Source organism: Alkalihalobacillus sp. BA299 (assembly GCF_017745675.1).
Lineage (GTDB): Bacteria > Bacillota > Bacilli > Bacillales > Bacillaceae_F > Alkalihalobacterium.
In genome coordinates, this window is sequence record NZ_JAFLJM010000001.1 from 1 (window position 1) to 23,950 (window position 23,950).

General features: G+C 37.5%; 16 protein-coding genes. 13 read left to right on the forward strand and 3 right to left on the reverse strand.

What is annotated here, in order from left to right:
• Nucleotides 1-627 precede the first annotated feature (627 nt).
• Nucleotides 628-1,386, forward strand: a complete 759-nt coding sequence (locus tag J0N78_RS00005; protein ID WP_209120960.1) for a carbon-nitrogen hydrolase family protein — start codon at nucleotides 628-630, stop codon at nucleotides 1,384-1,386.
• Between the two features lie 174 nt (nucleotides 1,387-1,560).
• Here J0N78_RS00005 and J0N78_RS00010 read toward each other — a convergent pair whose 3' ends face one another.
• Nucleotides 1,561-3,126: a catalase gene (locus J0N78_RS00010; RefSeq protein WP_209120961.1), complete on the reverse strand. Its 1,566-nt coding sequence runs from the start codon at nucleotides 3,124-3,126 to the stop codon at nucleotides 1,561-1,563.
• A 334-nt stretch (nucleotides 3,127-3,460) separates the two neighbouring features.
• Here J0N78_RS00010 and J0N78_RS00015 point away from each other — a divergent pair, with 334 nt between their 5' ends.
• From J0N78_RS00015 to J0N78_RS00050, 8 genes are all read left to right on the forward strand, one after another.
• Nucleotides 3,461-3,868, forward strand: a complete 408-nt coding sequence (locus J0N78_RS00015; RefSeq protein ID WP_209120962.1) for a fluoride efflux transporter FluC — start codon at nucleotides 3,461-3,463, stop codon at nucleotides 3,866-3,868.
• Nucleotides 3,865-4,254, forward strand: coding sequence for a fluoride efflux transporter CrcB (gene crcB / locus J0N78_RS00020; protein ID WP_209120963.1), 390 nt, complete (start codon nucleotides 3,865-3,867; stop codon nucleotides 4,252-4,254). Before J0N78_RS00015 ends, crcB begins: the two co-directional genes overlap by 4 nt.
• Nucleotides 4,255-4,417: 163 nt before the next feature.
• Nucleotides 4,418-5,434 carry a Wadjet anti-phage system protein JetD domain-containing protein gene (locus tag J0N78_RS00025; RefSeq protein ID WP_307794870.1) on the forward strand — a complete coding sequence of 339 codons (1,017 nt, stop codon included), beginning with the start codon at nucleotides 4,418-4,420 and terminating at the stop codon, nucleotides 5,432-5,434.
• The gene (locus J0N78_RS00030; RefSeq protein WP_209120964.1) at nucleotides 5,422-6,933 is read left to right on the forward strand and encodes a replicative DNA helicase; all 1,512 of its coding nucleotides are present in this window, start codon (nucleotides 5,422-5,424) and stop codon (nucleotides 6,931-6,933) included. The genes J0N78_RS00025 and J0N78_RS00030 overlap by 13 nt, the downstream gene beginning before the upstream one ends.
• Nucleotides 6,920-7,648 (forward strand): DUF6063 family protein, encoded by a 729-nt coding sequence (locus J0N78_RS00035; RefSeq protein ID WP_209120965.1) that lies wholly within the window; start codon nucleotides 6,920-6,922, stop codon nucleotides 7,646-7,648. The genes J0N78_RS00030 and J0N78_RS00035 overlap by 14 nt, the downstream gene beginning before the upstream one ends.
• Nucleotides 7,648-12,063 carry a coiled-coil domain-containing protein gene (locus tag J0N78_RS00040; protein WP_209120966.1) on the forward strand — a complete coding sequence of 1,472 codons (4,416 nt, stop codon included), beginning with the start codon at nucleotides 7,648-7,650 and terminating at the stop codon, nucleotides 12,061-12,063. Before J0N78_RS00035 ends, J0N78_RS00040 begins: the two co-directional genes overlap by 1 nt.
• A 183-nt stretch (nucleotides 12,064-12,246) precedes the next feature.
• A complete protein-coding gene (locus J0N78_RS00045; RefSeq protein ID WP_209120967.1) occupies nucleotides 12,247-12,501 on the forward strand; it encodes a hypothetical protein in 255 nt (84 codons plus the stop codon).
• A 495-nt stretch (nucleotides 12,502-12,996) separates the two neighbouring features.
• Nucleotides 12,997-13,416 carry an acyl-CoA thioesterase gene (locus J0N78_RS00050; RefSeq protein WP_209120968.1) on the forward strand — a complete coding sequence of 140 codons (420 nt, stop codon included), beginning with the start codon at nucleotides 12,997-12,999 and terminating at the stop codon, nucleotides 13,414-13,416.
• 194 nt (nucleotides 13,417-13,610) lie between these two features.
• Here J0N78_RS00050 and gltC read toward each other — a convergent pair whose 3' ends face one another.
• Entirely contained in the window at nucleotides 13,611-14,513 is a 903-nt protein-coding gene (gene gltC, locus J0N78_RS00055; RefSeq protein ID WP_209120969.1) for a glutamate biosynthesis transcriptional regulator GltC, read from the reverse strand.
• A 135-nt stretch (nucleotides 14,514-14,648) separates the two neighbouring features.
• On the opposite strand from gltC, the gene gltB reads away from it, so the two are divergent.
• Together gltB and gltD are read left to right on the forward strand one after the other, a co-directional pair.
• Nucleotides 14,649-19,211: a glutamate synthase large subunit gene (gene gltB, locus J0N78_RS00060; protein WP_209120970.1), complete on the forward strand. Its 4,563-nt coding sequence runs from the start codon at nucleotides 14,649-14,651 to the stop codon at nucleotides 19,209-19,211.
• Between the two features lie 16 nt (nucleotides 19,212-19,227).
• The gene (gltD, locus tag J0N78_RS00065; RefSeq protein WP_209120971.1) at nucleotides 19,228-20,706 is read left to right on the forward strand and encodes a glutamate synthase small subunit; all 1,479 of its coding nucleotides are present in this window, start codon (nucleotides 19,228-19,230) and stop codon (nucleotides 20,704-20,706) included.
• A gap of 521 nt (nucleotides 20,707-21,227) precedes the next feature.
• On the opposite strand, the gene J0N78_RS00070 is transcribed toward gltD, so the two are convergent.
• Nucleotides 21,228-21,365: a YjcZ family sporulation protein gene (locus J0N78_RS00070; RefSeq protein WP_209120972.1), complete on the reverse strand. Its 138-nt coding sequence runs from the start codon at nucleotides 21,363-21,365 to the stop codon at nucleotides 21,228-21,230.
• A gap of 274 nt (nucleotides 21,366-21,639) precedes the next feature.
• Here J0N78_RS00070 and J0N78_RS00075 point away from each other — a divergent pair, with 274 nt between their 5' ends.
• Nucleotides 21,640-21,792: a YycC family protein gene (locus tag J0N78_RS00075; RefSeq protein ID WP_209120973.1), complete on the forward strand. Its 153-nt coding sequence runs from the start codon at nucleotides 21,640-21,642 to the stop codon at nucleotides 21,790-21,792.
• 514 nt (nucleotides 21,793-22,306) lie between these two features.
• Nucleotides 22,307-23,941, forward strand: coding sequence for an AMP-binding protein (locus J0N78_RS00080; RefSeq protein ID WP_209120974.1), 1,635 nt, complete (start codon nucleotides 22,307-22,309; stop codon nucleotides 23,939-23,941).
• The last annotated feature ends 9 nt before the right edge of the window (nucleotides 23,942-23,950 follow it).

The following is a 23,950-nucleotide window of genomic DNA, read 5'->3' on the forward strand; positions in this document are numbered from 1 at the left end:
CACTCCATGTAAAGTTTAAGTGGAGAAAAATTAAGTAGCTTTTCTCCTATTAAGGTTGCCCAGATTTAGCTGAAATTAAAAAAATGGGGTACGTATTTGACAGTTTCGTTCATATCAGTCAACATCGGATCGCTAGCGCTTCTCCGTGTTTCCTTTATCTCATACGGGAGGGCTCCAGTCCATAAGCCGCTAAACGGGCGCTTGCGCTTTTCTTGTCTAGCTACAGGTGTCATCGGCTCGAGGTCGCTTCGGTATATCAAACGGGTCTAAAAGTCAAGACACTAATTGCTGGCCCTCCAGCGCTTGTCGCCGATAAGCAGACACCTTCCGCTTTCTTGTCTAGCTGCAGCGCCCAGCGTCTAGTGAGACTTCCCTCACCGCCGTACGATAAGTCAACATCGTTTCGCTAGCGCTTCTCCGTGTTTCCTTTATCTCCTGCGGCTCCTTCTTTAATACAATATTTGTCGAAGTATTTTATTATGCTTATGTAGTTTGAGTTTATTCAACCATTTATAAAAAGCAGTAAAAGAAGCTGTGAAAGGCAAAATACTAGAACTGGTTTTTAATAATGTATACTAATATTTAAGATAAGTATTAGCTTTCTAAGAGAATGAGGGGGAAGTAAAAGTGAGAAAAATTAAAGTGGCGCTATTGCATTTATTACCAATTACTGGAGATGTCGCTTATAATCAAGGCTTAATTGAAAAAGGGGTTAAAAAAGCTGCGGAAAAGAAGGTGGACTGGATCATTACACCTGAGTTAGCGGTGAGTGGGCTTCAATTTGAACATATCATCGGAACACAATGGATTAACGAACAGCCGGATGAATGGTTGACTCAATTTATGAAAATAGTTAAAACTTTAAAAATAACAGTCTTTCTTGGAAATGCTGAGCGGTCTAAAGATCAAAACTTTTATAATTCTGTATTTGTGATAAATCCAGAAGGGAAATTAATAGGTAGACAAAGAAAGTTTGCTAGAGTTGATCATTGGTCGACTTCAGGAAGTACCCTAAATCCGATTGATTTAGGCAATATACAAGTCGGTATTTTGATTTGTGCAGATGCTTATAAAAAAACTATTGCAGATACATTAAAAGACAATGGTGCAGATATTATTATTGCTCCTTCATCATGGGGACCTGGTTTACATGGACCAGAAGGAGAATGGGAGCAAAGGTCGATCGATACAGGTTTACCGTTATTTGTATGTAACCGTACAGGGGAAGATAAAAGTGTTTCCTTTTGGGAGGCAGAGAGTTCAGTAATTAAAAATGGGAGGAGACTCCTTACTCATTATTCTAAACAATCGTCACTTCTGACATTTGAATGGGATTTGGAAAACATGGAATTATTGTCGACTCATTTTAAAATAGAAAAAATATGAATTAAAGATGTCAGTAAAAATAACTGAAGAAGTAGTAGAAGTGTTTACTTGAAAATAAAACATTCAAAGTAAAAATTTCCCCTTCACTACAGTAAAGGGGGAGTTATATGAATTAGTATAAGAATGGCACTAATTAATGTTGTTGTGATATTGTTTCTATTTTGAGCTTAGAAATTAATAAGGATCGGAAGGGTGGCCCATTTGCTCTGCTTGATCTACAGCTACTTCCATTTTCGTGGCCATTTGTTCTCCTGCTGTTTTTAGCCCTTCAGCTATTCTTTTTCCATAGTCTTTATCACATTGAGTAAGCATGTCCACCATACGATCTTGAATTTCTCTACGACAAGTCGATAATGCCCCGACTAAATTTGTAATTAACTCATCTCGCTCCCAATCACTAAATCTTCGGTACGTTTCACCGGCTTGTCCAAAATTATTTTCACGAGAAATTTTTTCTCTTTTTATATTTCCTTCTACATAAGGTTCATGTTCTTTTCCAGGGTTTTGTGCCTCTTTTAGACCACCAATAAGTGAAGGTTCATAATTGACGTGTGGGTTTTGGTGTTTTCCAAACTCGGTTCTAAAATCCATTTGTCCGCCTTCTTGATTAGAAGCAACATGTTTCTTCGGTTTGTTAATTGGTAATTGCAAATAGTTTGAACCAACACGGTATCGTTGTGTATCTGAATAAGAGAACGTTCGTCCTTGGAGTAATTTATCATCTGAAAAATCAAGACCGTCAACGAGTACTCCTGTACCAAATGCAGCTTGCTCGACTTCAGCAAAGTAATTTTCAGGATTTTTATTTAATACCATTTTTCCAACTTTATGCCATGGGAAATCCTCTTTGTACCAAAGCTTAGTCGGATCAAGTGGATCGAAATCCAATTCTGGATGCTCTCCGTCTTCCATTATTTGTACATAGAGCTCCCATTCAGGATAATCTCCCTGCTCTATCGCTTCATACAAGTCTAGCGTAGCGTGGTTAAAGTCTTTCATTTGAATTTGGTCGGCTTCTTTTTGTGTGAGATTTTTTAAGCCTTGTACCGGTTCCCAATGGTATTTGACTAACACAGCTTTGCCTTCATCATTAACCCATTTATACGCATGTACACCCGAACCTTGCATATTTCGATAATTAGCTGGAATGCCCCATGGCGAAAATAAAAAGGTAATCATATGCATCGCTTCAGGAGTTTGACATAAAAAATCAAACATTCGTTCTGGATCTTGTACGTTCGTTACAGGGTCAGGCTTAAACGAGTGAACCATATCAGGGAACTTTAATGGATCACGAATAAAGAAAATTTTTAAGTTGTTGCCAACCAAATCCCAATTTCCATCCTCTGTGTAAAACTTAATCGCAAACCCTCGAGGATCTCGTAAAGTTTCAGGAGAGTGTCCACCGTGTACAACTGTTGAAAAGCGGACAAATACAGGCGTTTGTACTTCAGTGTTTGTAAACACCCTTGCTCTCGTGTATTTGGAAATCGGTTCACCATTCACTGTTCCATAAGACTGAAAATATCCATGGGCTCCTGCACCGCGAGCATGAACGACACGTTCAGGAATTCTTTCACGGTCAAAGTGCGTTATTTTTTCAAGAAAATCATAATTATCTAGCGTTGTCGGCCCTCGGTTTCCGACCGTTCGCACACTCTGATTATTAGTGACAGGATGGCCTTGTCTATTCGTTAAAGTATCATCGGCTTGTAGTTTATGATTTTGTTCCTCATTCATAAAATTACCTCCTTTGTATGTACAGCATAACTTTTACCAAAAATAGGTTGTGCATCCAAAATAATTTTATTCAGATTATTGGAGAGATGTGGATGTAAGTAATTTTTGATTGGGATTTTTACGGGAATGAAATATAGATTGGTTTGGAAAAGGATATTGCCAAAGGTATACAGAATAAATTTGATAACCATGAATCTAAAAAATAGAACAGTATGAATAAGTGTTCAGGGTGCTTGAATTGCTCATTTTTATAATCTCCTTTATAATTTGCTACATATTTTAGGAGTGGGCTATTTACCATTTAAGAAGGTTGATTTGAAGGAGGTACCCTCGTTTGGTCTATTTAAATTTGATCGCGATTGCCGTTGGTGGTGCATTAGGGACGATTTTACGATATTCATTAAATGTATACACGTTATTTGTCGGGTATCCGCTAGGTACAGTCATTGAAAATATCGTCGGAAGCTTATTACTTGGCTTGTTTACCGGTTGGATTATTAATAGAAAGACTCGTGAATGGGTTAAGTTAGGGGTAGGTGTTGGCTTTTGCGGCGGGTTTACAACGATGTCAACGTTAGCCGCAGATAGTTTGTTTTTATTTCAGCAAATGTCGATATTTGAATCAATGATTTATTTATTTGTATCGTTATTTGGTGGGTTAACGCTTGCATTTTGGGGCTTAATGTTCGGTATGAAGTGGAGTGCGAGCAAGGACAATGAAAACAAGGGGCAATGGTCATGAATTTGCTTATTTTAGGATTAGGAGGGGCACTTGGTGCAGTTTCACGATATTTACTTGGGTTAGCGATTATGAAAAGACACCCTCAACCACCGATCCCGATTGCGATGCTGACCGTAAATCTAATCGGATCTTTTGGATTAGGGTTATTTTTTGCGTTGGCTTATGGTGATATCCCAATAGCTTCATACGGTGAGCCGTTGTATTTATTTTTTGGGATCGGCTTTTTTGGTGCATTTACGACGTTTTCCACCTTCAGTATGGAAACGATTGAACTTATCAGGAAAAAACGGATGAAAAAAGCAACGGTGTACTTTATGTTCTCTATTACGGGAAGTATTTTAACGTTTGTGATTGGCATTTTATTAGGGATTTTTTTAAGTAATTGAAAGATAACCACATAAGAAGGAGACATAAACTACAAATCCCTAAAATAACCTACTTAAACTATTTTAAGTAGGTTCATTCAATACCTAATATATTCCTTTTTTATTGATCCATTAGTATAGTAGACTTAGATGTAAATATTAGCAATGTCAAGGGTGTGAAAAAGTGAAGCAAATTAAAAATAAACTAGCAACGTATTCGAAAAAATCAGTATCAATTCAAGAGCTAGAACAACTGATCATGCCATTTATAGATACATATGATCAGTTTGCCACAGAAGTGCTCGAGCTAGAACAGCAGTCGATTTTGCAAATGGTGAAATCCAAAGGGAGAACGAGTCGGAATCCTTCGTTAGCTTTGCAATATCGTATTAATAAAAGTTTACTAGTAGAAGGACTTCATAAAGAAATTCAAAAGTATCGCACGCAACTTGATCATGCCATTCAGTTAGATACATATTTTTCGAAGGATCCTTCCGTTTGGAAAGAAGACCTACCCTATCTTTTAAAAATAGATCAATACATAAAAAAGCATTCATTTTCATTAGAAGCCGTACCAGCTCCAGAAAGGAGTTTTGAACTTGTTGCTGATGAAAAGTGGATCGAAGAAAAGGGCGGAAAAGAACTGTTAGAACGAATTGGCCTTTGGGAACGCTTCAACATTATTCCCGTGGCAGACCCATTGATGTTCGCCATCAACCCTAAAACGATGAAAAGCCCTGACCAACTACATCTGATTGTTGAAAATAAAACAACATACCAAGGCTTACTACCTGTTTTAACAGAAACTATTTTTTCGACGTTAATCTATGGGAGTGGAAAGAAAATTATTAAAAGTATCGAACAATTTAATAGTCAATACCCAGTCGAGGCCAATCATTCATTTTATTATTTTGGTGATGTCGACAATGAAGGGGTTTCGATTTGGTATTCCCTTTCGAAAGTTCAACATGTGGAACTTGCCCTCCCGTTTTATCACGCTTGCTTACTGAAACAAGCCGCCACAGGAAAAGAGAATCAAAAAGGTCGAAAAGAGGCAATTGATGCCTTTCTTCATTATTTTTCACTTGAAATACAAAGCGAATTGAACGTTACACTAGGTGAAGGCAAATATTTTCCGCAAGAAATTTTGAAGGCGAAGGAGCTGCAACAAATATGGAAGGAAACGGATTGGACAACCTAGATGTTGCTGAGCTGACGAGTGGTTTTCGTGATCGGATGAGAAGGCTGGCTTTATTTGACCCGCTTTATGAACTTGATCGAAAGCGTGAAGTGGACGATGCGAACAATCCCATCGATATGAAAGGACTCGGTTTACTAACACTACTATTCTTTTTTGAGCAAAAATTAATGAGGCAATATAAAACGGGCGTAAAGCAATTAGCTCAATTTTTACAAGAAGTTACAAAATCACAATATATTATCGTAGATTCAGGCTATGAAAAAATTGCCCGGACGATCATTCAGACGTTTCGACCGACAACAGGGAAAAAAAGAAGTTATTCGTTTTATAATTGGGAACAAAATCACCAAGATGACATTGAGTATTCGATTTTAAAAGCCAATAATTTTGATGTGAAAACAAACACGCAATTTTATACATTAGATGAAGATGGACTAGAGCTTATCTTTGCTACAAAAGAGTTCTATAGTGAATTTCAATTGTCGATTAACCAGCTGATGCTTAGAAAACAGCTAGACAAAGGTGAATTTAAAGGAGCCCTTAGGCAAATTAACGAGATGCGTATTGATGTTGAAAGCTTAGACGAACGGATGGTCAAGTTAAAACACGAGATAAAGCGTAGCATCGTGTCTGAAGAAACGTTCGAACGGTATAAAAGCTTGCTCGACGATATATATCGGCGCTTGGAGCGAGAGGACGAAGAGTTTAGAGAGCTTCGTCAGTTTGTAAAAGAAACGCGGGAACGTCTTTATGCACAAGATACGCACCAGAAAGAACGGAAAAGCTATGAACTGGTTTTAAAAATTATTAGAGAACTAGAAATCGTCCACTATGAACATTCAAGATTGCTTGAGCAAACGTATTCATTAAAAAATACGACATTAATTACGGCCCAAGAATCTCTCTATTATATTGGTATTCAATCATTTAATTTTGATCAAGACCTCGTCTCGCGGATTACGTCGACACCGTTACCGTTTGAGGCGTTAAAAGGAACGCTTCACCCGTTTTTAAAGGTAGAAGAAAACAAGCAGTGGTCTCCATTTTCCGTATTAGCCGAACAAAATATTACCGAGGAACGAGAAGAAAAAGTCGAACAACATTTTATTGAAGCAAGTGAACAAGAAAATGATGAAAAATATCGAAAATGGTTGATGGTTCGGTATCGAGAATTAATGGAGTTATTTTTAAAAGCATGGGATAACGAGAGTGGAAAGACGCTATCACAATTGATTGCATTTCTAGAAGAAAATGATCAGGTAAACTTGCTTGAGCAACGGTACTTCTACGATTTCTGGCTTATTCTTCACCAACGTTCACCAATTATTCCAGGTATTGTTGACGAAGACGAAAGCAAAACGCTGCTTGGCGATGCGCTCGCTCTATTAGGTAATAGAACATTATCCATACAAGAAGGAAATGGGGTAATCCAACGTGTATCCCGTTATTCGATCCAAGAGATGAACATGAATGTGGAGGAAAATGATGAATTATCCTGAACAAAAGATTATGAAGGCTTTTCAAATATATACGAAACTTGCCCGTGACGGCAAAGCAGGTGCAGAAGAAGTACAGCAATACAAAGCTGATGATAATATTCGCTCACTACTTGATAATTTTACGAGAGAAGTTGACTGTGTCGTTATTATGACGAGTGAAGAAGTGTTCTTAGTTCCTCATACAAAATTGTCCCCATTTCATGTAAGCAACGATTGGTTGAAGAAAAATTATTTACGTTCAGGTGCAACGAATGGTGACATTTACCTTCTTTATTTTTCGACGATTGTTCTTTTTGGTAATTTTTATGACTCCTATCAAAGTCCAGAACCGACACGGCAATTTATTCGCCTTGATGAGTGGATCCAATTGATTGATGAGCGAATCGATCAATTGACAGCTCATAGTGAAGAAGATTTAAAGGAGCTGGAAAAAGAATTTTCGTATAATTGGACGATAATTACTGAAAAGTGGAAGGATATGGATGATATCAAAGAAACGGCAAAGAAGCAAACGGGTAACACGATTAGTCGGTTAAGCTTCATTGATACGGTCAAACGATTTTTAGTGGATCAAGAGTTAATCCAAGAGATCGGTAATGAAGAAATAACATTAACAGAAAAGGCGAAAACGATTATTCAACGTTATTTTATGGAAGTTGAATACAATAAAGGAATTTTTGAATTTATTTATGGATTTGAGAGGAGGGAAGAGTAATGCCTTCGATTAGTAAAATACGTTTGACGAACATTGTGTATGAGGAAGGAAATAAGCGTTATAACGATGAAACATTTTTGTTCGATGGTCACAATGGAGCGATCCTTCTTGAAAATGGTGGCGGTAAAACTGTCTTAATTCAAACCGCACTTCAAGCGATTATGCCTCATGCTGATTTAGCAGCGCGGAAAATCAAAAATACATTACAGCTTGAAAATGCTCCTGCACATATTGCAATCGAGTGGATCACAAGTGATAAAACGAGACGCTATGTAACAACGGCTGTTTCTTTATTTATGACAAAAAATGGACTAGATTCCTTACGATACGTCTATGAATATGACGCTAACGATCCTTATCGTATCGAGGAAATCCCATTTGTACGTGATGGTAAAGAAGGAAAGCGACCTGCAGAAAAAGGTGAAATGCAAGACTACTATAGTACGATGCGTGAAAAGTCTTTCCGAGCCAGAACATTTCCTACGATTAAAGAATATAAGGCTTTTCTAGAAGAACAGTATCATATCATCGAAAGCGAATGGGAAAATGTCATAAAAATTAATAGTACAGAAGGTGGTGTTGAAGCGTTTTTTGATGATTGTAAATCAACGAATCAATTGTTTGATCGATTATTAATCCCAACGGTTGAGCGATCGATTTCGGGACATGATGAAAACCTGTTTGCCGATATGTTTGAAAAGCAGCATGCAAGCTTCAAAAACTATAAAAAGCTGAAAGAAACGATTGAAGAAAATGAACGGATCCAAGCAAAGTTAGAGGGCTATGTGCAAATTTATGAGAAACTTCACCAAGCTGTACTAGACTATGGAAAAGCAAAAGAACGGGCTAAAGGAACGTGGAATGTCACATTAGCCGAAAAACAACGATCATCCGAAGAAAAACAGGAGCTATTGCAAAAGCTAGATCAGCTCAAAGAAGAGGAGCGTTTACACCAAATCAAAACCGCTTCATATGAAATTCATACCGAAGAGTCCATCTATAAACAACTAGCTGAAGAGTACAAACAATCACTAACTCTAAAAGAACAACTACAAGAAGATATCGATTACTTTGAAAAAGAATACTTTTCTTTAAAGTTTGCTGAATTAAAAGAACAACGTCAAGAACATCTTTACCTTTTACAGCAAATAGAAGGCGAGTTAGCGAAGCTTGAACGAAATGTAGATATTGAAGAAAGTAAGGAAGAACTTGCTGTTTCGAAGCAAACGCTGTTAGGGTATTTCCAAGCTGAAATAGAAAAGATAGAAGCGACGAAACGTGAAGTGAATTATGAATTGGAGCCGATAAAAAGGCAGATCGAAGAACTTTTAGAGCAAACCGAAGAGCTAACTAAAAAAGAGAGAGTAATTGTAAAGCAGTTGTCGGAAATCATTGGGAAAATGAACAGTCGTGAAGATGATCTCGCCACTTTAAAACAACAACTTTTAGCCAATCCCGACCAAGAAAAGGTTGCTGAGGAAATGGAAAAATGGATCGCTCGTGTGCAATTTTTAGATGAGGAAATCATTCGACTTCATCAAGAAGCAAACCAATTAAAGCTAGAAGGTAAAGCTGCTAGTGACCAAATTGACGCGTATCGCTCCGAAAAAGAAGAATTCGAAAGAACAAAACGGACACTGATGGATCAGCAAGCTGACGCTGAGCGTAATCAGCAACAAGTAATTGATCAATTAACAATGCTCCGCCCTCAATGGGCAACGATTGATAATTTATATTTAAAACAAGAAACCGTTGTGAAGCGGATTGAAGAGCAAATTAAGCAGCTAGAAGCTGAAAAAGAAGAACTTTTAATACGTGAGCGCATCGCTTTTCGATATGTGGATGATTATGAAAATCAAGAGAACTTTTTCGGTGATCCATATATAGAGCAACAGCTCCTGTCTTGGAAAAATCAATTGGATTACGTGATTACTGGTGTCGAGTATTTGCAGGATTTGGAAGAAGCTGAACGTGAAGCACTCGAGACTTTCCCGTTATGGCCGATCGCGTTAGTCACAACAAGAAAATCGAAACAAGAGCTCGAACGAAAAGTGGAGCATATTTCTGATCGACTGCAGCTACCAATCGTTGTGATGACGATGGAAGAGGCGCTAGCCATTCATGATCAGAGTGATCACTATTCTTGGATCGCCCCGAAACATTGGAGCGCTAATACCGAAACGGAACCGTTTACAGAATGGAAAATACAAATCGCTGAAATCGCTAAAGCACAAGCACAGCAACGAAAAGATAAAGAATCTGAAGTGACATTGTGGAAAAATGTTCAGGGTGCAGTGATGCAATTTTTTACAAGCTATCCATACGAGTTAGTGAAACAACGAAAAGAAGATATTGCAAAATTAACGATCCAAATCGATGAACGAATACATTTAATGAAAAAACAAAAACAGCGACAAGTAGAAATCGAAATCAAGCAAAATGAAAATCAGAAAAAAGCAATTGATGATCGTGAAGAAAAACAGTCACTTGAAGCACGGATCGATAAAGGGAACCTTTATCAACAATTAGACGCAGACTTAAAGGGATTAAAGAAACAAAAAATTATTATTGAAAAACAACTTGAAGAACTTGAAAAAAGCTTAAAAGCTAATAAAGTACAACTCGATGACAGGAACCAACATCAAGAAGAAATAAACGAACGAATTCAGCAGTTGGAATTAGAATTAATGGTTATTAAAAAAGATGATGATTATTTTGCTGTAAGACAACTCACACCAATTTTTACGAACGATAGCAAGGGGGTCATCAAAGATAAAATTCAACGTCTTGAGTTGGAAATACGGAAAATGAGTGAATCGTTAGTAGAACTCGAAACGAAACGAGACAGCCAACGTCAATTACTAGAAGATAAAGAAAAGAGAATGGAGGAACTTCGTAAAGAATTTGATCAGTTAAATGAAAACAAAGATTTCCCTGCAGATGGTCATGCTTTATTAGCAACACATCGAAATAAACTTCAATCCTCTCGTAAGCGGCTGCAACAACAATCCGACGATGTCCAGAAGAAATCAGCAAAAAAAGACGAGCAAAAAGGAAAGTGGATTTCAAAGGTTGAGCAATTTGAGAAGGATTATTCCGGTCATTCGATCGTTATCTTTGAGGAAGCTGCAACTGAAATCGTTGAACGATTGAAGGATGAAAAGCAAAAGTTAAAGAGTAAAAAAGACTATTTGCTACAAGAACGTACTAGAATAGAATTGCAATTTGAAGCGATTATAGAAGCAGAACGGCTATTAGAACGTTTTATTGAAGGGCATAAGTTTCAAGCACCACATATCGCAGCCTATAAGTTAACATCAGATGAACAACGTGATTTTCACTATAACAGAAAACAGTTTGTTATGGATGTTACGGAGCGACTAAAGATCAACAAAGAGAATGGTGATCAAGAAAAAAATGATGTTGATGTGGCAAAACGTACATTTAGGGAATTTTGCCAAGAACATATTTCAGACGTTAAAATGCGGAATATGGCATTAAATGGTATTGAACATAAAGTAACGTATGAAGATATTTTAGAGTTTAGAAAGAATATGCTAGTGAGTGTGGAACGCGCAACGAACTATGCGAATGAACATATCCGGCAAAAAGACGCAGAGCTTCAGGCGTTTATTAGTAACATCCACTCACACCTCGTGAATGTGGTTGAAGAAATGAGACAAATTCCAAAGAAGACGAAGGTGAAAGTACTAGACGATTGGAAGCAAATTTTCACGTTCTCCATTCCTGAGTGGAAAGAAGAAGAAGGGAAAGCTCGAATTCGTGATCATATTGAATGGATCCTAGAGCAACTAGAGAATGAACGGTTCTTAAATGAACAAGGGATACAAGATGATGGAAAGGTCCGTAAAGAGATTGAAATGTGGCTGCAGTCGAAGCAACTTCTGCAAATCGTCATGAACAACGAAGGCATGAAAGTAACCTGCCGTAAAGTGACGAATGACAAAAAAGTGACGACACGTTCTTACTCGTGGGAACAAAGTAATGTTTGGTCAGGCGGTGAAAAGTGGAGTAAAAACATGACGTTATTTTTAGGTATTCTTAACTATGTCGCTGAGAAAAAACAACATATCCAGCCGAAAATGAAGCGGCATCGCGTCGTCATATTAGACAACTCATTTGGAAAGGCATCAAGTGACCACGTTTTAAGTCCAGTATTTTTTGTTGCTGATCAATTAGGTTTTCAAATTATTGCACTCACAGCCCATGCTGAAGGGAAATTTTTACAAGATTACTTTCCGATTATTTACAGCTGCCGATTACGGCCAACATCAAATGGTACGAAAAAAGTGATGACGAAGTCAAAGATGTTACATCACGCTTACTTCCAAGATCACGAACCAACTGTTGTTGAAAGACTAGGTGAAACCGAACATATGAGTCTGTTTGATTAAAATATAGATGAAATTAGTGAAAAGTAAGGGGCAATATTCTTTTTCTGGTAATAGAGGAAATGATTACTATAAAAATTCCACTTTAACGGTACCCTACGTTTAAAGTATAGAAAACGGTATTAGGTGCAAGCTAATCATTGGGATTTTAGAGTACCTAATATTATTCATGCGGAGGAACGGAATATGGACCAACAACAGCAACAGGAGCAACAGGTGCAAAATCAACAAGTACACCAGCAGTTTCAGCAGGCACAGCTTGAGATGAATCAAGCGGAACAAACATTACTCAATGAAAAAAAGCAGCTCCAACAAGCGGAAATGCAGCTGTATCAAGCAAAAGAACAAGTAAAGATGGAGCAACAAGATGTACAAGCGGCTCAAGCCAAAGTACAACAAAGACAAGCTGCTGTTATGGCACAACGGGAAAAGCTTCATTAATTTCGGCTGGGTCATTAGAAGGAAGATAAACGAGTCGATGGCTGTATCAAAAAAAGAAATACAAATTTTTTAACCCGTTCGGTTATGAGGGTGAAAAATTATATTGCCGGTTAATATTCCAAATGAAGATAACAATTAGATGAACAGCAAAATCGCATGGGATCTTATCGTCCTATGCGATTTTTGTTGATTATTGTTAACTTGGCTTATAAACAATTAAATTTATAGTATTGTATAAATGCTAAAAGATCTAGCGTATCCTTTATCAGATTCTTCTATTAATTAAATAGAAAGTGTGTTATATTTCAATTGTTCTGTTAATTTACTCATTGTTCAAAGAAGTAGGACGATAATAATAGTAACCTAAATTTAAATGTAATCGAAATCGTATAAATTGAAAAGTTGGTTAGCTTAAGTCCCATGTTCCTTGATGCATTTATTAACTTTCATAAAAATATGGGTGTTGCAGCTATCGAATTAATGGAGGTAAATATGGTGACATATACTGAATTCCAACTTATTGTTGAGACAAAACGTAGTCATTTGAGTAATGTTGAACTTCTCGGTTATTTGGATGACGCACGCTATTGTTGGTATGAATATTGTATTGCAATAGGTGTTGAAGCACTTGTAGTCCATATAAGTACTGATTTTAAAAAAGAAGTATTTAACCAAGAAAAAATGATCATTCGTACTTGGATTGATAGAGTAGGAAATACAAGCTTTGTACTGCAGCAAAAAGTCGTAGGAGATCATAACGAACATATTGCATCTTCACAAGTCGTGCTTGCAACAGTAAATAAAGAAACAAGGATGAAAACAACTGTTCCACAAGAAGTTCGGGATCTGCTTATGCAAGAAGGAACTTTGGATTTCAAGCGCTTAGATAAACATAGTAGCTACTCTACTTTTTAGTTATGCTAGACAGTAATGGTAGATGTCATGCACACATGCACTAAAAAGGGGAAAATACAGCTTTAGTTCGATTACATATATTATAGAATACACACACAATGGTCAAGGAAAAAACCAAGTGCTTTACTTTCACTTGGGGCGTTAATAGACGAGTTAATAATTTTATTTTTTTAGCCACACTTTTCCTCTACGATTTATTGAAACTTATCCAACCGTGAGAAAAACTGTTTAACGAATTCATAAAATACCTTTTCAGTAGGAGCGAGATCACGGTTTTTTGGTGTAATAACACCTACTGTCCGCTTTACTTCTGGTGAAGAAATAGGGATTTTTACTGTTAAACGTGATTCTCTATCATAAAATGTTCCATCAGGTAGGAGGCTTACACCAATACCTGCTGAGACAAGTCCTTTGATCGCATCCATATCTTCCCCTTCTGCTGTTATAGTAGGTACAAAGCCTGCCCTTTTGCAGGCATCTACAGCAATTTCATGTAAAATATACCCTTTAGGATACAAGATGAAGTCGTCAGATTGTAGATCACTAAGATGAACATTTTTATGATCAGAAAGGGGATGATTAGCAGGTACGATTAAGGAAATCCCTTCAGAAAATAAAATATCAGAATAAAGGTCAGGATCATCGGTTGGGACTGGGCCAAGGAAAGCTAAATCGATTTCCCCATTTTTTACAGATTCAAGTAATAAAGCATAGGAGCCTTGTTTTAAATGATAAGAAACATCCGGATTATTTGCTTTAAAAGCAGAAATAACCGTTGGAAGTAAATGGTTCGCTAAACTTGTTGGATAACCGATTTTAATGGTCCCTTTTTCAGGGTCCAAATACTCATCAACTTTTTGCTTGGCATAATCGATTGCTTTAATGGCTTTTTTTGTATGGATTAAAAATGTTTTTCCAATCGGTGTTAATTTAATGTTTCGACCTGTTCGTTCAAATAACGTTACTCCTAATTCTCCTTCGAGTTTAGAAATTTGCAAACTAATGGCAGATTGGGCGACATGTAGGTGTTCTGCTGCCTCGGTGAAGTGCTCTCGCTCCGCAACTTCAATAAAATAACGCAATTGACGTAACTCCATCGATATCCTCTCCATCTATACATATTGATTCGAGATCGTTTCTATCTAAATCATATATTGTTTATATCGATTTGAAAACCTAAAATAATACTATACAAGAAATCTTTCGTGAAATAAACAAAAGGGGGAGAAAACATGACATATAATCAAATGCCAAAAGCACAAGGTCTTTATCGGCCAGAGTTTGAACATGACGCGTGCGGGATTGGCTTATACGCTCATATAAAAGGAATAGCTACACATGATATTGTAAAAAAAGGGCTAGGAATGTTATGCCAGTTAGATCATCGAGGAGGTCAAGGAAGTGACCCCCTAACAGGAGATGGCGCAGGTTTAATGGTACAGGTTCCAGATGCGTTTTTCAAGAAGGTATCCCCAGAAATGAACTTGCCTGAAAAAGGACGGTACGGGGTTGGGATGCTATTTTTCTCAAATGACGAAAATGAACGGAGCGAAATTGAAGCACGTTTAAATAAATTAATAGAAGAAGAGGGACAGACGCTGTTAGGGTGGAGAAATGTTCCTGTTGATAAAGAGCAACTTGGTGAAGGCGGCAAAGCAACCTGTCCAACAATTCGCCAAGTGTTTATTGGTGCAAATAACGATGTCCAAGATGACTTAGCTTTCGAAAGAAAATTATATGTTATTCGGAAACAAGCCGAACGTTTTGCAAAAGAACAAGATTCGCGTTTTTATTTTGCCAGTCTTTCAAGTCAAACGATTGTATACAAAGGCTTGTTAACACCTGAGCAAGTGGATGCATTTTATCTAGATCTACAAGATGAAGCATTTGTTTCTGCTTTTGCATTAGTACATTCACGCTTTAGTACGAATACATTTCCGAGCTGGGAAAGAGCGCATCCGAACAGATATCTTATTCACAATGGGGAGATCAATACATTACAGGGTAATGTAAACTGGATGAAAGCTCGTGAACAACAATTCATATCAGAAGCTTTTGGAGACGACTTACCGAAAGTACTTCCGATCTTGGATACAGATGGAAGTGACTCATCGATCCTTGACAATGCGCTTGAATTTTTTGTGCTGTCTGGGCGTAAACCAGCGCATGCAGCGATGATGCTAATTCCTGAACCATGGACAGAAAACCCTCATATGTCAAAAGAAAAGAAAGCTTTTTATGAGTATCATAGCTGTCTTATGGAACCGTGGGATGGTCCAACAGCGATCTCGTTTACAAATGGTAAGCAAATCGGAGCGATTTTAGATCGTAATGGTCTTCGTCCTGCTAGATATTATGTGACAAATGACGATTATATTATTTTCTCATCAGAAGTTGGTGTCATTGATGTTGAACCAGAAAATGTCGTATATAAAGATCGATTAAGTCCTGGAAAAATGCTTCTTATTGATCTAGAGGAAGGACGCATTATTTCAGATGAGGAAATCAAAGCGGAGATGGCCAATGCTGAACCATATCAAAAATGGTTGGATGAACAGCTTGTAAAATTAGAAGATAAGAGTGATTTGAATGAACATCCAGTCAATGACTTACTAGTGCGCCAAAAAGCATTTGGTTATACGTATGAAGATGTAGAAAAGTACTTAATTTCTATTATTAAAGAAGGAAAAGATCCAATCGGGTCAATGGGGAATGACAGTCCACTCGCAGTATTATCAGACCGTCCGCAATCATTATTTAATTATTTTAAACAAACGTTTGCGCAAGTAACGAATCCGCCTATTGACTCAATTCGTGAGCAACTCGTAACAGCGACGGTTTCTTATTTAGGAGCAGAAGGCAATATCCTTCATCCAAATCAAGAAAGCTGTCATCGTATTCAGCTAGAAACACCAGTTTTAACAAATGGACAACTAGCACTACTAAAAGAAAATATAGACACAAAATTCAAAAGTGCAACAATCGAAACACTATTCTCAACAGATTTAGAATGTGCACTTGAGGGGATTTTTAAAGAAGCAGAAAAGGCAATCCAAGATGGGATAAGTCTATTAATCTTATCTGACCGTGGTATGAATAAAGAGAAAATCGCTATGCCTACATTATTAGCAGGAAGTGCTTTACACCATTATCTTGTTCGTCAAGGACTACGTACAAAAGTGAGTTTAATCGTAGAATCTGGTGAGGTTAGAGAAGTTCATCATTTTGCGGCATTAATCGGTTATGGTGTTGATGCGATTAATCCTTACCTAACTTTTGCAACTTATAAAAAAGCTGTAGAAAATGGTAGCTTATCAGTAAGCTATGAAGAAGCAATAAGTAAGTACATTAAGGGCGTGACAGAAGGTGTCGTAAAAGTTATGTCCAAAATGGGGATTTCAACAGTTCAAAGTTACCGTGGAGCGCAAATTTTTGAAGCAGTTGGTATCGGAACGGATGTAATTAATCGTTACTTTACAGGGACAGCTTCACAAATCGGTGGTGTTGACTTAGAAACCATTGCTAAAGAAGCAGTTGTACGTCATGAAAAAGCATATGCTGATTCAATTGAACAAATATTAGAATCAGGAAGTGATTTCCAGTGGAGAAAAGATGGAGAGTTTCACGCGTTTAATCCACATACGATCCATACACTCCAGTGGGCTTGTCGTAAAGGCGATTACAGCTTATATAAAAAGTATTCTCATATGGCTAACGAAGAAAGAATCGGCTTCCTCCGTAATTTATTTGCTTTCGATCCAAACCGGAAATCTTTACCGATTGACGAAGTAGAATCGGTAGACTCGATTGTACGTCGTTTTAAAACAGGAGCAATGTCATTTGGTTCATTAAGTAAAGAAGCTCATGAAACGTTAGCGATTGCGATGAACCGGATTGGTGGAAAAAGTAATAGCGGTGAAGGTGGAGAAGATTCAAGCCGTTATACTGTCGATAAAAACGGTGAGAACCGTCGTAGTGCGATTAAACAAATTGCATCAGGTCGATTTGGTGTCAAAAGTCATTATTTAGTCAATGCTGATGAATTGCAAATTAAAATGGCACAAGGAGCGAAACCAGGTGAAGGTGGACAGCTACCAGGAAACAAGGTGTACCCATGGGTGGCTGAAGTTCGTGGCTCAACACCAGGTGTAGGGTTAATTTCACCTCCTCCACATCATGATATTTACTCAATTGAAGATTTAGCACAGTTAATTCACGACTTGAAAAATGCTAATCGTGATGCACGTATTAGCGTGAAGCTGGTATCTAAAGCAGGTGTCGGAACGATTGCAGCGGGTGTTGCCAAAGGTGCTGCAGACGTAATCGTCATTAGTGGATACGACGGTGGAACGGGTGCTTCTCCGAAAACGAGTATTAAGCACACAGGTTTACCTTGGGAGCTTGGACTTGCTGAAGCACATCAAACGTTAATGCTTAATGGATTACGCGATCGGGTGGTATTAGAAACTGACGGAAAGTTGATGACAGGTAAAGATGTAGTTATGGCAGCAATCCTTGGAGCAGAAGAATATGCTTTTGCAACTGCACCACTTGTTGTTTTAGGTTGTGTAATGATGCGTGCTTGTCACTTAGATACATGCCCAGTCGGTGTGGCTACACAAAATCCTGAGCTTCGAGATAAATTTACAGGTGATCCAGATCATATCGTGAACTATATGCGTTTTGTGGCTGAGGAAGTTCGTGAATTAATGGCTGAGCTTGGCTTTAAAACAATGGATGAAATGGTTGGTCGAACAGATGTATTAGAAGTAAGCGAACGTGCGAAAGCGCATTGGAAAGCGAAACACCTAGACTTATCAACGCTTTTATATCAACCAGAAGGCGTACGTATTCGTCAAAAAGCACAAAATCATAAAATTGATCAATCATTAGATATTCAAGAAATACTTCCAGCTGTTCAAGCAGCGATAGAAAATAAAAAGCCAGTTGATGTTACATTCCCGATTACAAATGTTCAGCGTGTTGTGGGTACAATTGTCGGAAGTGAAATTTCGAAGCTTTACGGTGAAGAAGGCCTGGCTGAAGATACAATCACTCTAAGGTTTACTGGATCTGCTGGTCAAAGTTTTGGTGCCTTCGTACCACGAGGAATGACAATGCACTTAACAGGTGACGTGAATGACTATATCGGCAAAGGTTTATCTGGCGGTAAGTTAATTGTAAAAGCTCCTGCACAATCGACATTTAAAGAATCGGACAATGTGATTGCGGGTAATGTCGCATTTATCGGTGGAACGAGTGGAGAAGCATATATTAACGGTCAAGCGGGAGAGCGTTTTGCAGTACGTAACAGTGGTGTACACGTTGTTGTTGAAGGTATTGGTGATCATGGCTGTGAATATATGACAGGTGGCCGCGTTGTCATCTTAGGTAATGTTGGTAAAAACTTTGGAGCGGGTATGTCAGGTGGAATTGCTTACGTTCTAGCTGATGATGCTGATATGTTTAAAACAGTATGTAACCAAGAAATGATTGAATTTGAGGGGTTAACTGCTGCAGAAGACGTGAATGAAGTCCGTGAAATGATTTCGAAGCATTTAGGATACACAGGAAGTAGTAAAGCGAATGAAATTCTTGAAAACTGGGATCAGTTCGTTAGAAAATTTGTCAAAGTCATTCCGAAAGACTACAAGCGAATGATGGACAGCATTGAGGAACAAAAACAAGCGGGCTTAACAGAAAATCAAGCAGTAATGTCTGCATTTCAGGAAAACGCCTCACAAGGGAAAAAAGAAAAAGCACCTGCAAAAAAATTAGAAGTAGTCGTTCAGTAGGAAAGGAGAGGGAGACATGGGAAAAGCAACAGGATTTATGGAATATTCACGCCAAAAACCGAAAGAAAAAAATCCAGTCACACGCTTAAATGATTGGAAAGAGTATTCCTCGATTTTTTCTGATGAAATGTTAAGTCAGCAAGGGGCGCGGTGCATGGACTGCGGAACTCCTTTCTGTCATATGGGAACGGAATTACAAGGGGTAACAACAGGTTGCCCCATCCATAACTTAATTCCAGAATGGAATGATTTAGTTTACCGCGGGCGATGGAAAGAAGCATTAGATCGATTATTAATGACAAACAACTTTCCTGAATTTACAGGGAGAGTGTGTCCAGCACCATGTGAAGGGTCCTGTACAGTGGCAATTTCTGATCCAGCCGTTTCAATTAAAAATATTGAGCGCACGATCATTGATAAAGGCTTTGAAAATGGGTGGATTACTCCGCGCATTCCAGAAAAACGTACAGGTAAAAAGATAGCTATTGTTGGCTCAGGTCCAGCAGGGTTAGCGGCTGCAGACATGCTAAATCAAAAAGGACACTCCGTCACTGTATATGAACGTGCGGATCGTCCAGGTGGATTACTCACTTATGGTATTCCAAATATGAAGCTTGAAAAAGAAGTTGTTGAGCGCCGTATTCAATTATTAACTCAAGAAGGCATCGACTTCATTACGAATACAGAAGTAGGAAAAGACATTACAGCAGAAGAGCTTCGTGCCCAAAACGATTCGGTCATTCTTTGTACAGGTGCGCAAAAACAACGTGACTTAGTCATTGAAGGCAGAGAAGCAAATGGTATTCACTTTGCAATGGACTACCTAACAGACGTAACAAAGAGCTTACTAGATTCGAATTTTACAGATGGTAAATTCATTGATACGAAAGATAAAGATGTTATCGTTATCGGGGGAGGGGACACAGGAGCAGACTGTGTTGCAACTGCACTTCGTCAAAATTGCCGCAGTGTTGTTCAATTTGGTAAGCATCCAAGGTTACCAGAGAAGCGTACATCAGACAATATGTGGCCTGCATACCCGAACGTATTTACTTTAGAGTATGCGTATGAGGAAGCAGCAGCTAAATTCGGTGATGATCCACGTCAGTATTCGATCCAAACGAAAAAAATTGTTGCTGATGAAAACGGTAATGTGAAAGAACTTCACACAATTCAAATGGAAAAACTAAAAGATGAAAACGGAAATTATTACTTTGAAGAAATTCCTGGCACAGAAAAAGTTTGGCCAGTACAGCATGTTTTCATTGCGATCGGATTTGAAGGAACCGAACAACCACTGTTAGAACAATTCGGTGTGGAAACAAAAAATAACAAAATCGATGCTGCTTACGGCGATTATAAAACAAATGTTGATGGCGTATTCGCCGCAGGAGATGCACGAAGAGGACAAAGTCTTATTGTTTGGGCGATTAACGAAGGCCGTGAAGTTGCAACTGCAGTTGATGAATATGTATCTGCAGCTGTAACGAAGTAAACCTAGCCTAATAAGAGTATAAAACGAAAAAAACTAGGGATTCGAATACGATTTTCCTAGTTTTTTGTTTTTTCAGAAATAAGATGCCGCTATGAAGTTCATTTCACTGGAATTTAATGCAGTTTTGAGCGAATGCAAACTAGTTTGCTAGGATATAAAGGGAGCTCATTTTAGGATATTGGTCTAATCGCAGAAATATCGGTCTAACTCTGAATATATCAGTCTAATCGCAGAAATATCGGTCTAACTCTGAATATATCAGTCTAATCGCAGAAATATCGGTCTAACTCTGAATATATCAGTCTAATCGCAGATATATCAGTCTATCCCTGATTTATATCTCGACTAAGCTTAGGTATAGATTATTATATTTTTACTTCTTGCAACATTTGGTCATTTTAGAAACGTAGTGTTACATATTATTGCAACTCCCAAAACATACAAAGAGCGTCTGGTCAGGACGCTCTATTAAAGGAGGAAATGTTATTTGTACTGGACCATAGAGGAGCTCGATTTTTTCATTACTTACAAAAAGCGGTACCTACAATGATGAGAAGGATGAACAAAACAACGATTAACGCAAAGCCAGTACCAGGACAGTAAGCACCAGCTACTGGACCATAGCCATAACCACAACCATATCCACCGTAGTAACTCATAGTAACACCACCTTCCTTGCACGGTTAATATATATTATGTAGCAAGGCCAAAAGTGAGCTAGACTTGTATGGAATGACGATTAAATGGGCGTTTACCACGGGTATATAGGAGTAGGTACAAAATATTTAGTTTAGACTTCCTTGAATTTCTTTAGTAAGGGAAAAATTATTGTAAAGTTGGTCCCGTGTTGTAGTTTACTAGAAACATTATAACTGTTCATTATAGTGTAATTTGGTATAATTTATTTACAGACATACTTCTGGAGGTGCTACGATGAAACCATTACAAATTTCAGCAGAAACTGCACAAAAATTAGCCGAAAAGTTAAATGTACCATTAGAACAAATTATGCATATGCCGCAACATATTTTAGTGGCAAAATTGGCAGAAGCTGAAGCTGCAGAAAAAAAGGATAGAGAAAAATAAGAGAAACGAATTAGGCTTACTTTAGATGCCAAGGTTCCAAGAAGGGACTTTGGTTTTTCCCCCAAAAAAAATTATTTCGATACTTGTTGAGAAATTGTGTTATTTTGAGCTTGCCACATTAAAAAATATTCGAAATTAATTGATGATTCATTTTATATTTTATAATCTGAAAATCGAAAGGTGATTCATGTTTCGAGTTAAGTAAGCAGGAACTACGTATTTTCATTCTAAGGAGGAGGTTTTTAGAGAATTAGTCAAGCATATGTTCTATGAAATTAGTGATGAATTCATTGATGAACTTATGTCTTTGAATAAACTAAGGATTGCTACTATTAAATCTGAGTAAATTATTAAAAGTGCATTCAAAAATTAATTGACAATTCAAACTATTTATAATAATATTTAATTGAAAACAGATTAATATTTCATTTTATTAAAAGGTTACCATTAAAACACAAGGAATTTTAGAGGATAAATGTTTAGAGATCAAGTTTGTATTCAAAGGAGGAAAAACGTGAATTCAAGAATGACTGAAGCACTTTATAATGAATACCTTCAACAAGAATACTGGAACGATGAAACATTAGGAAACTATTTTTTGAAAGCGGTTACGAGATTTCCGAACAAAACAGCGGTCGTAGATCCATATAAACAAGTAACATTTAGTGAATTAGCAGAATTAGTTACAAATATTGTTAATGGTTTTTTGTCACTAGGTATCCAATCAAATGATGTAGTTGCCTATCAATTACCGAATTGGGTAGAAGGACATGCAATTCATAATGCACTACGAATAATGGGGGCAGTCGCTTGTCCTGTCGTCCCTATTTACCGAGAAAAAGAGCTCACTTTTATTCTAAATGAAACACAGGCAACAGCGATTGTTATTCCAGAACAATTTAGAAATCATGATTATATGGTGATGTTAAATAATGTGAAAAAGGATGTACCAACATTACAGCATATTATTGTTGTTGGTGAAACAGCTACTGAGGGAATGATGACACTTCATGAAATAATAGAATTAGGTCAAAATTCCAGTGTCAAAAAAGCATTAAATGAATTTACAGTTAATCCAAATGAGGTTTGCTTAATTTGCTATACTTCAGGAACTACCTCTAATCCAAAAGGAGTTCAACATACGAACAACACTTTACTTCGCGAATATGAAATGTTTATAAAAAATTTCAATCTAACTTCTGACACAGCAGTATTTATGCCTTCACCTATTACACATATATCAGGATTATCTGCACTCGAACTCCCTGTTATTCTAGGGGCTAAAGTAGCATATATGGATTTCTGGGACGCCGAAAAAGCAGCCGAAATTATTAGTAGAGAACGTTGTAGCTTTATGGTTAGTGCCACACCGTTTTTACAGTGGTTAGTAGAATCGGATGTTTCACAAAGATATGACTTAACGTGTATGAAAAATTTTGTATGTGGGGGTGCTTATATTCCTCCAGAGCTGATAAAAAAAGCACCTAAGGCTGGTATCAGAGCTGTTAGAACATATGGTTCAACAGAATGTCCGACGATTTCATTAGGCAGTCCCAGTGATTCACCTGAAATGACAGCAGAAACAGACGGAAAAATTGTTCCAGGATATGACGTTAAAATTGTTGATTTTGATCGAAATGAAGTGTCATTTGGCCAAGAAGGAGAGATAGCTGTTAAAGGCCCAGAAGTATTTATCGGATATAAAGATCTTGAGTTGAATAAAGCTGCCTTTGATGAACAAGGTTACTTTTACACAGGAGACTTAGGACGTCTTGAAGAAGGTAGGTATTTAGTTATTACGGGTAGAAAAAAAGATATCATAATTCGTGGTGGTGAAAATATTTCTACAAAAGAAATTGAAGATCTTCTATATCAGCATGAAGCAGTAGAACAAGTAGCTATAGTTGCTATGCCTGACCCTGTACTTGGTGAGAAGGCTTGCGCTTATGTAAAAGTAGTAAAAAACAAGGATTTTTCATTTGAAGAAATGGTTGACTACTTAAAGGGGAAGCAATTAGCTAAGCAAAAACTTCCTGAGTATCTCGAATTACTAGATGATTTTCCTTCTACAAGTTCTGGAAAAATACTTAAAGTTGAGCTGAGAAAAATGATTGCTAAGAAGCTAGGTTTAGCACCAGTAAGAGTTTAAATTAGTATA

Bases quoted from the DNA above. Each gene is read 5' to 3' on its own strand.
- J0N78_RS00010 (WP_209120961.1), bottom strand. From the start codon at position 3,126: ATGAATGAGGAACAAAATCATAAACTACAAGCCGATGATACTTTAACG.
- crcB (WP_209120963.1), top strand. From the start codon at position 3,865: ATGAATTTGCTTATTTTAGGATTAGGAGGGGCACTTGGTGCAGTTTCA.
- J0N78_RS00035 (WP_209120965.1), top strand. From the start codon at position 6,920: ATGAATTATCCTGAACAAAAGATTATGAAGGCTTTTCAAATATATACG.
- J0N78_RS00040 (WP_209120966.1), top strand. From the start codon at position 7,648: ATGCCTTCGATTAGTAAAATACGTTTGACGAACATTGTGTATGAGGAA.
- J0N78_RS00045 (WP_209120967.1), top strand. From the start codon at position 12,247: ATGGACCAACAACAGCAACAGGAGCAACAGGTGCAAAATCAACAAGTA.
- gltC (WP_209120969.1), bottom strand. From the start codon at position 14,513: ATGGAGTTACGTCAATTGCGTTATTTTATTGAAGTTGCGGAGCGAGAG.
- gltB (WP_209120970.1), top strand. From the start codon at position 14,649: ATGACATATAATCAAATGCCAAAAGCACAAGGTCTTTATCGGCCAGAG.
- gltD (WP_209120971.1), top strand. From the start codon at position 19,228: ATGGGAAAAGCAACAGGATTTATGGAATATTCACGCCAAAAACCGAAA.
- J0N78_RS00070 (WP_209120972.1), bottom strand. From the start codon at position 21,365: ATGAGTTACTACGGTGGATATGGTTGTGGTTATGGCTATGGTCCAGTA.
- J0N78_RS00075 (WP_209120973.1), top strand. From the start codon at position 21,640: ATGAAACCATTACAAATTTCAGCAGAAACTGCACAAAAATTAGCCGAA.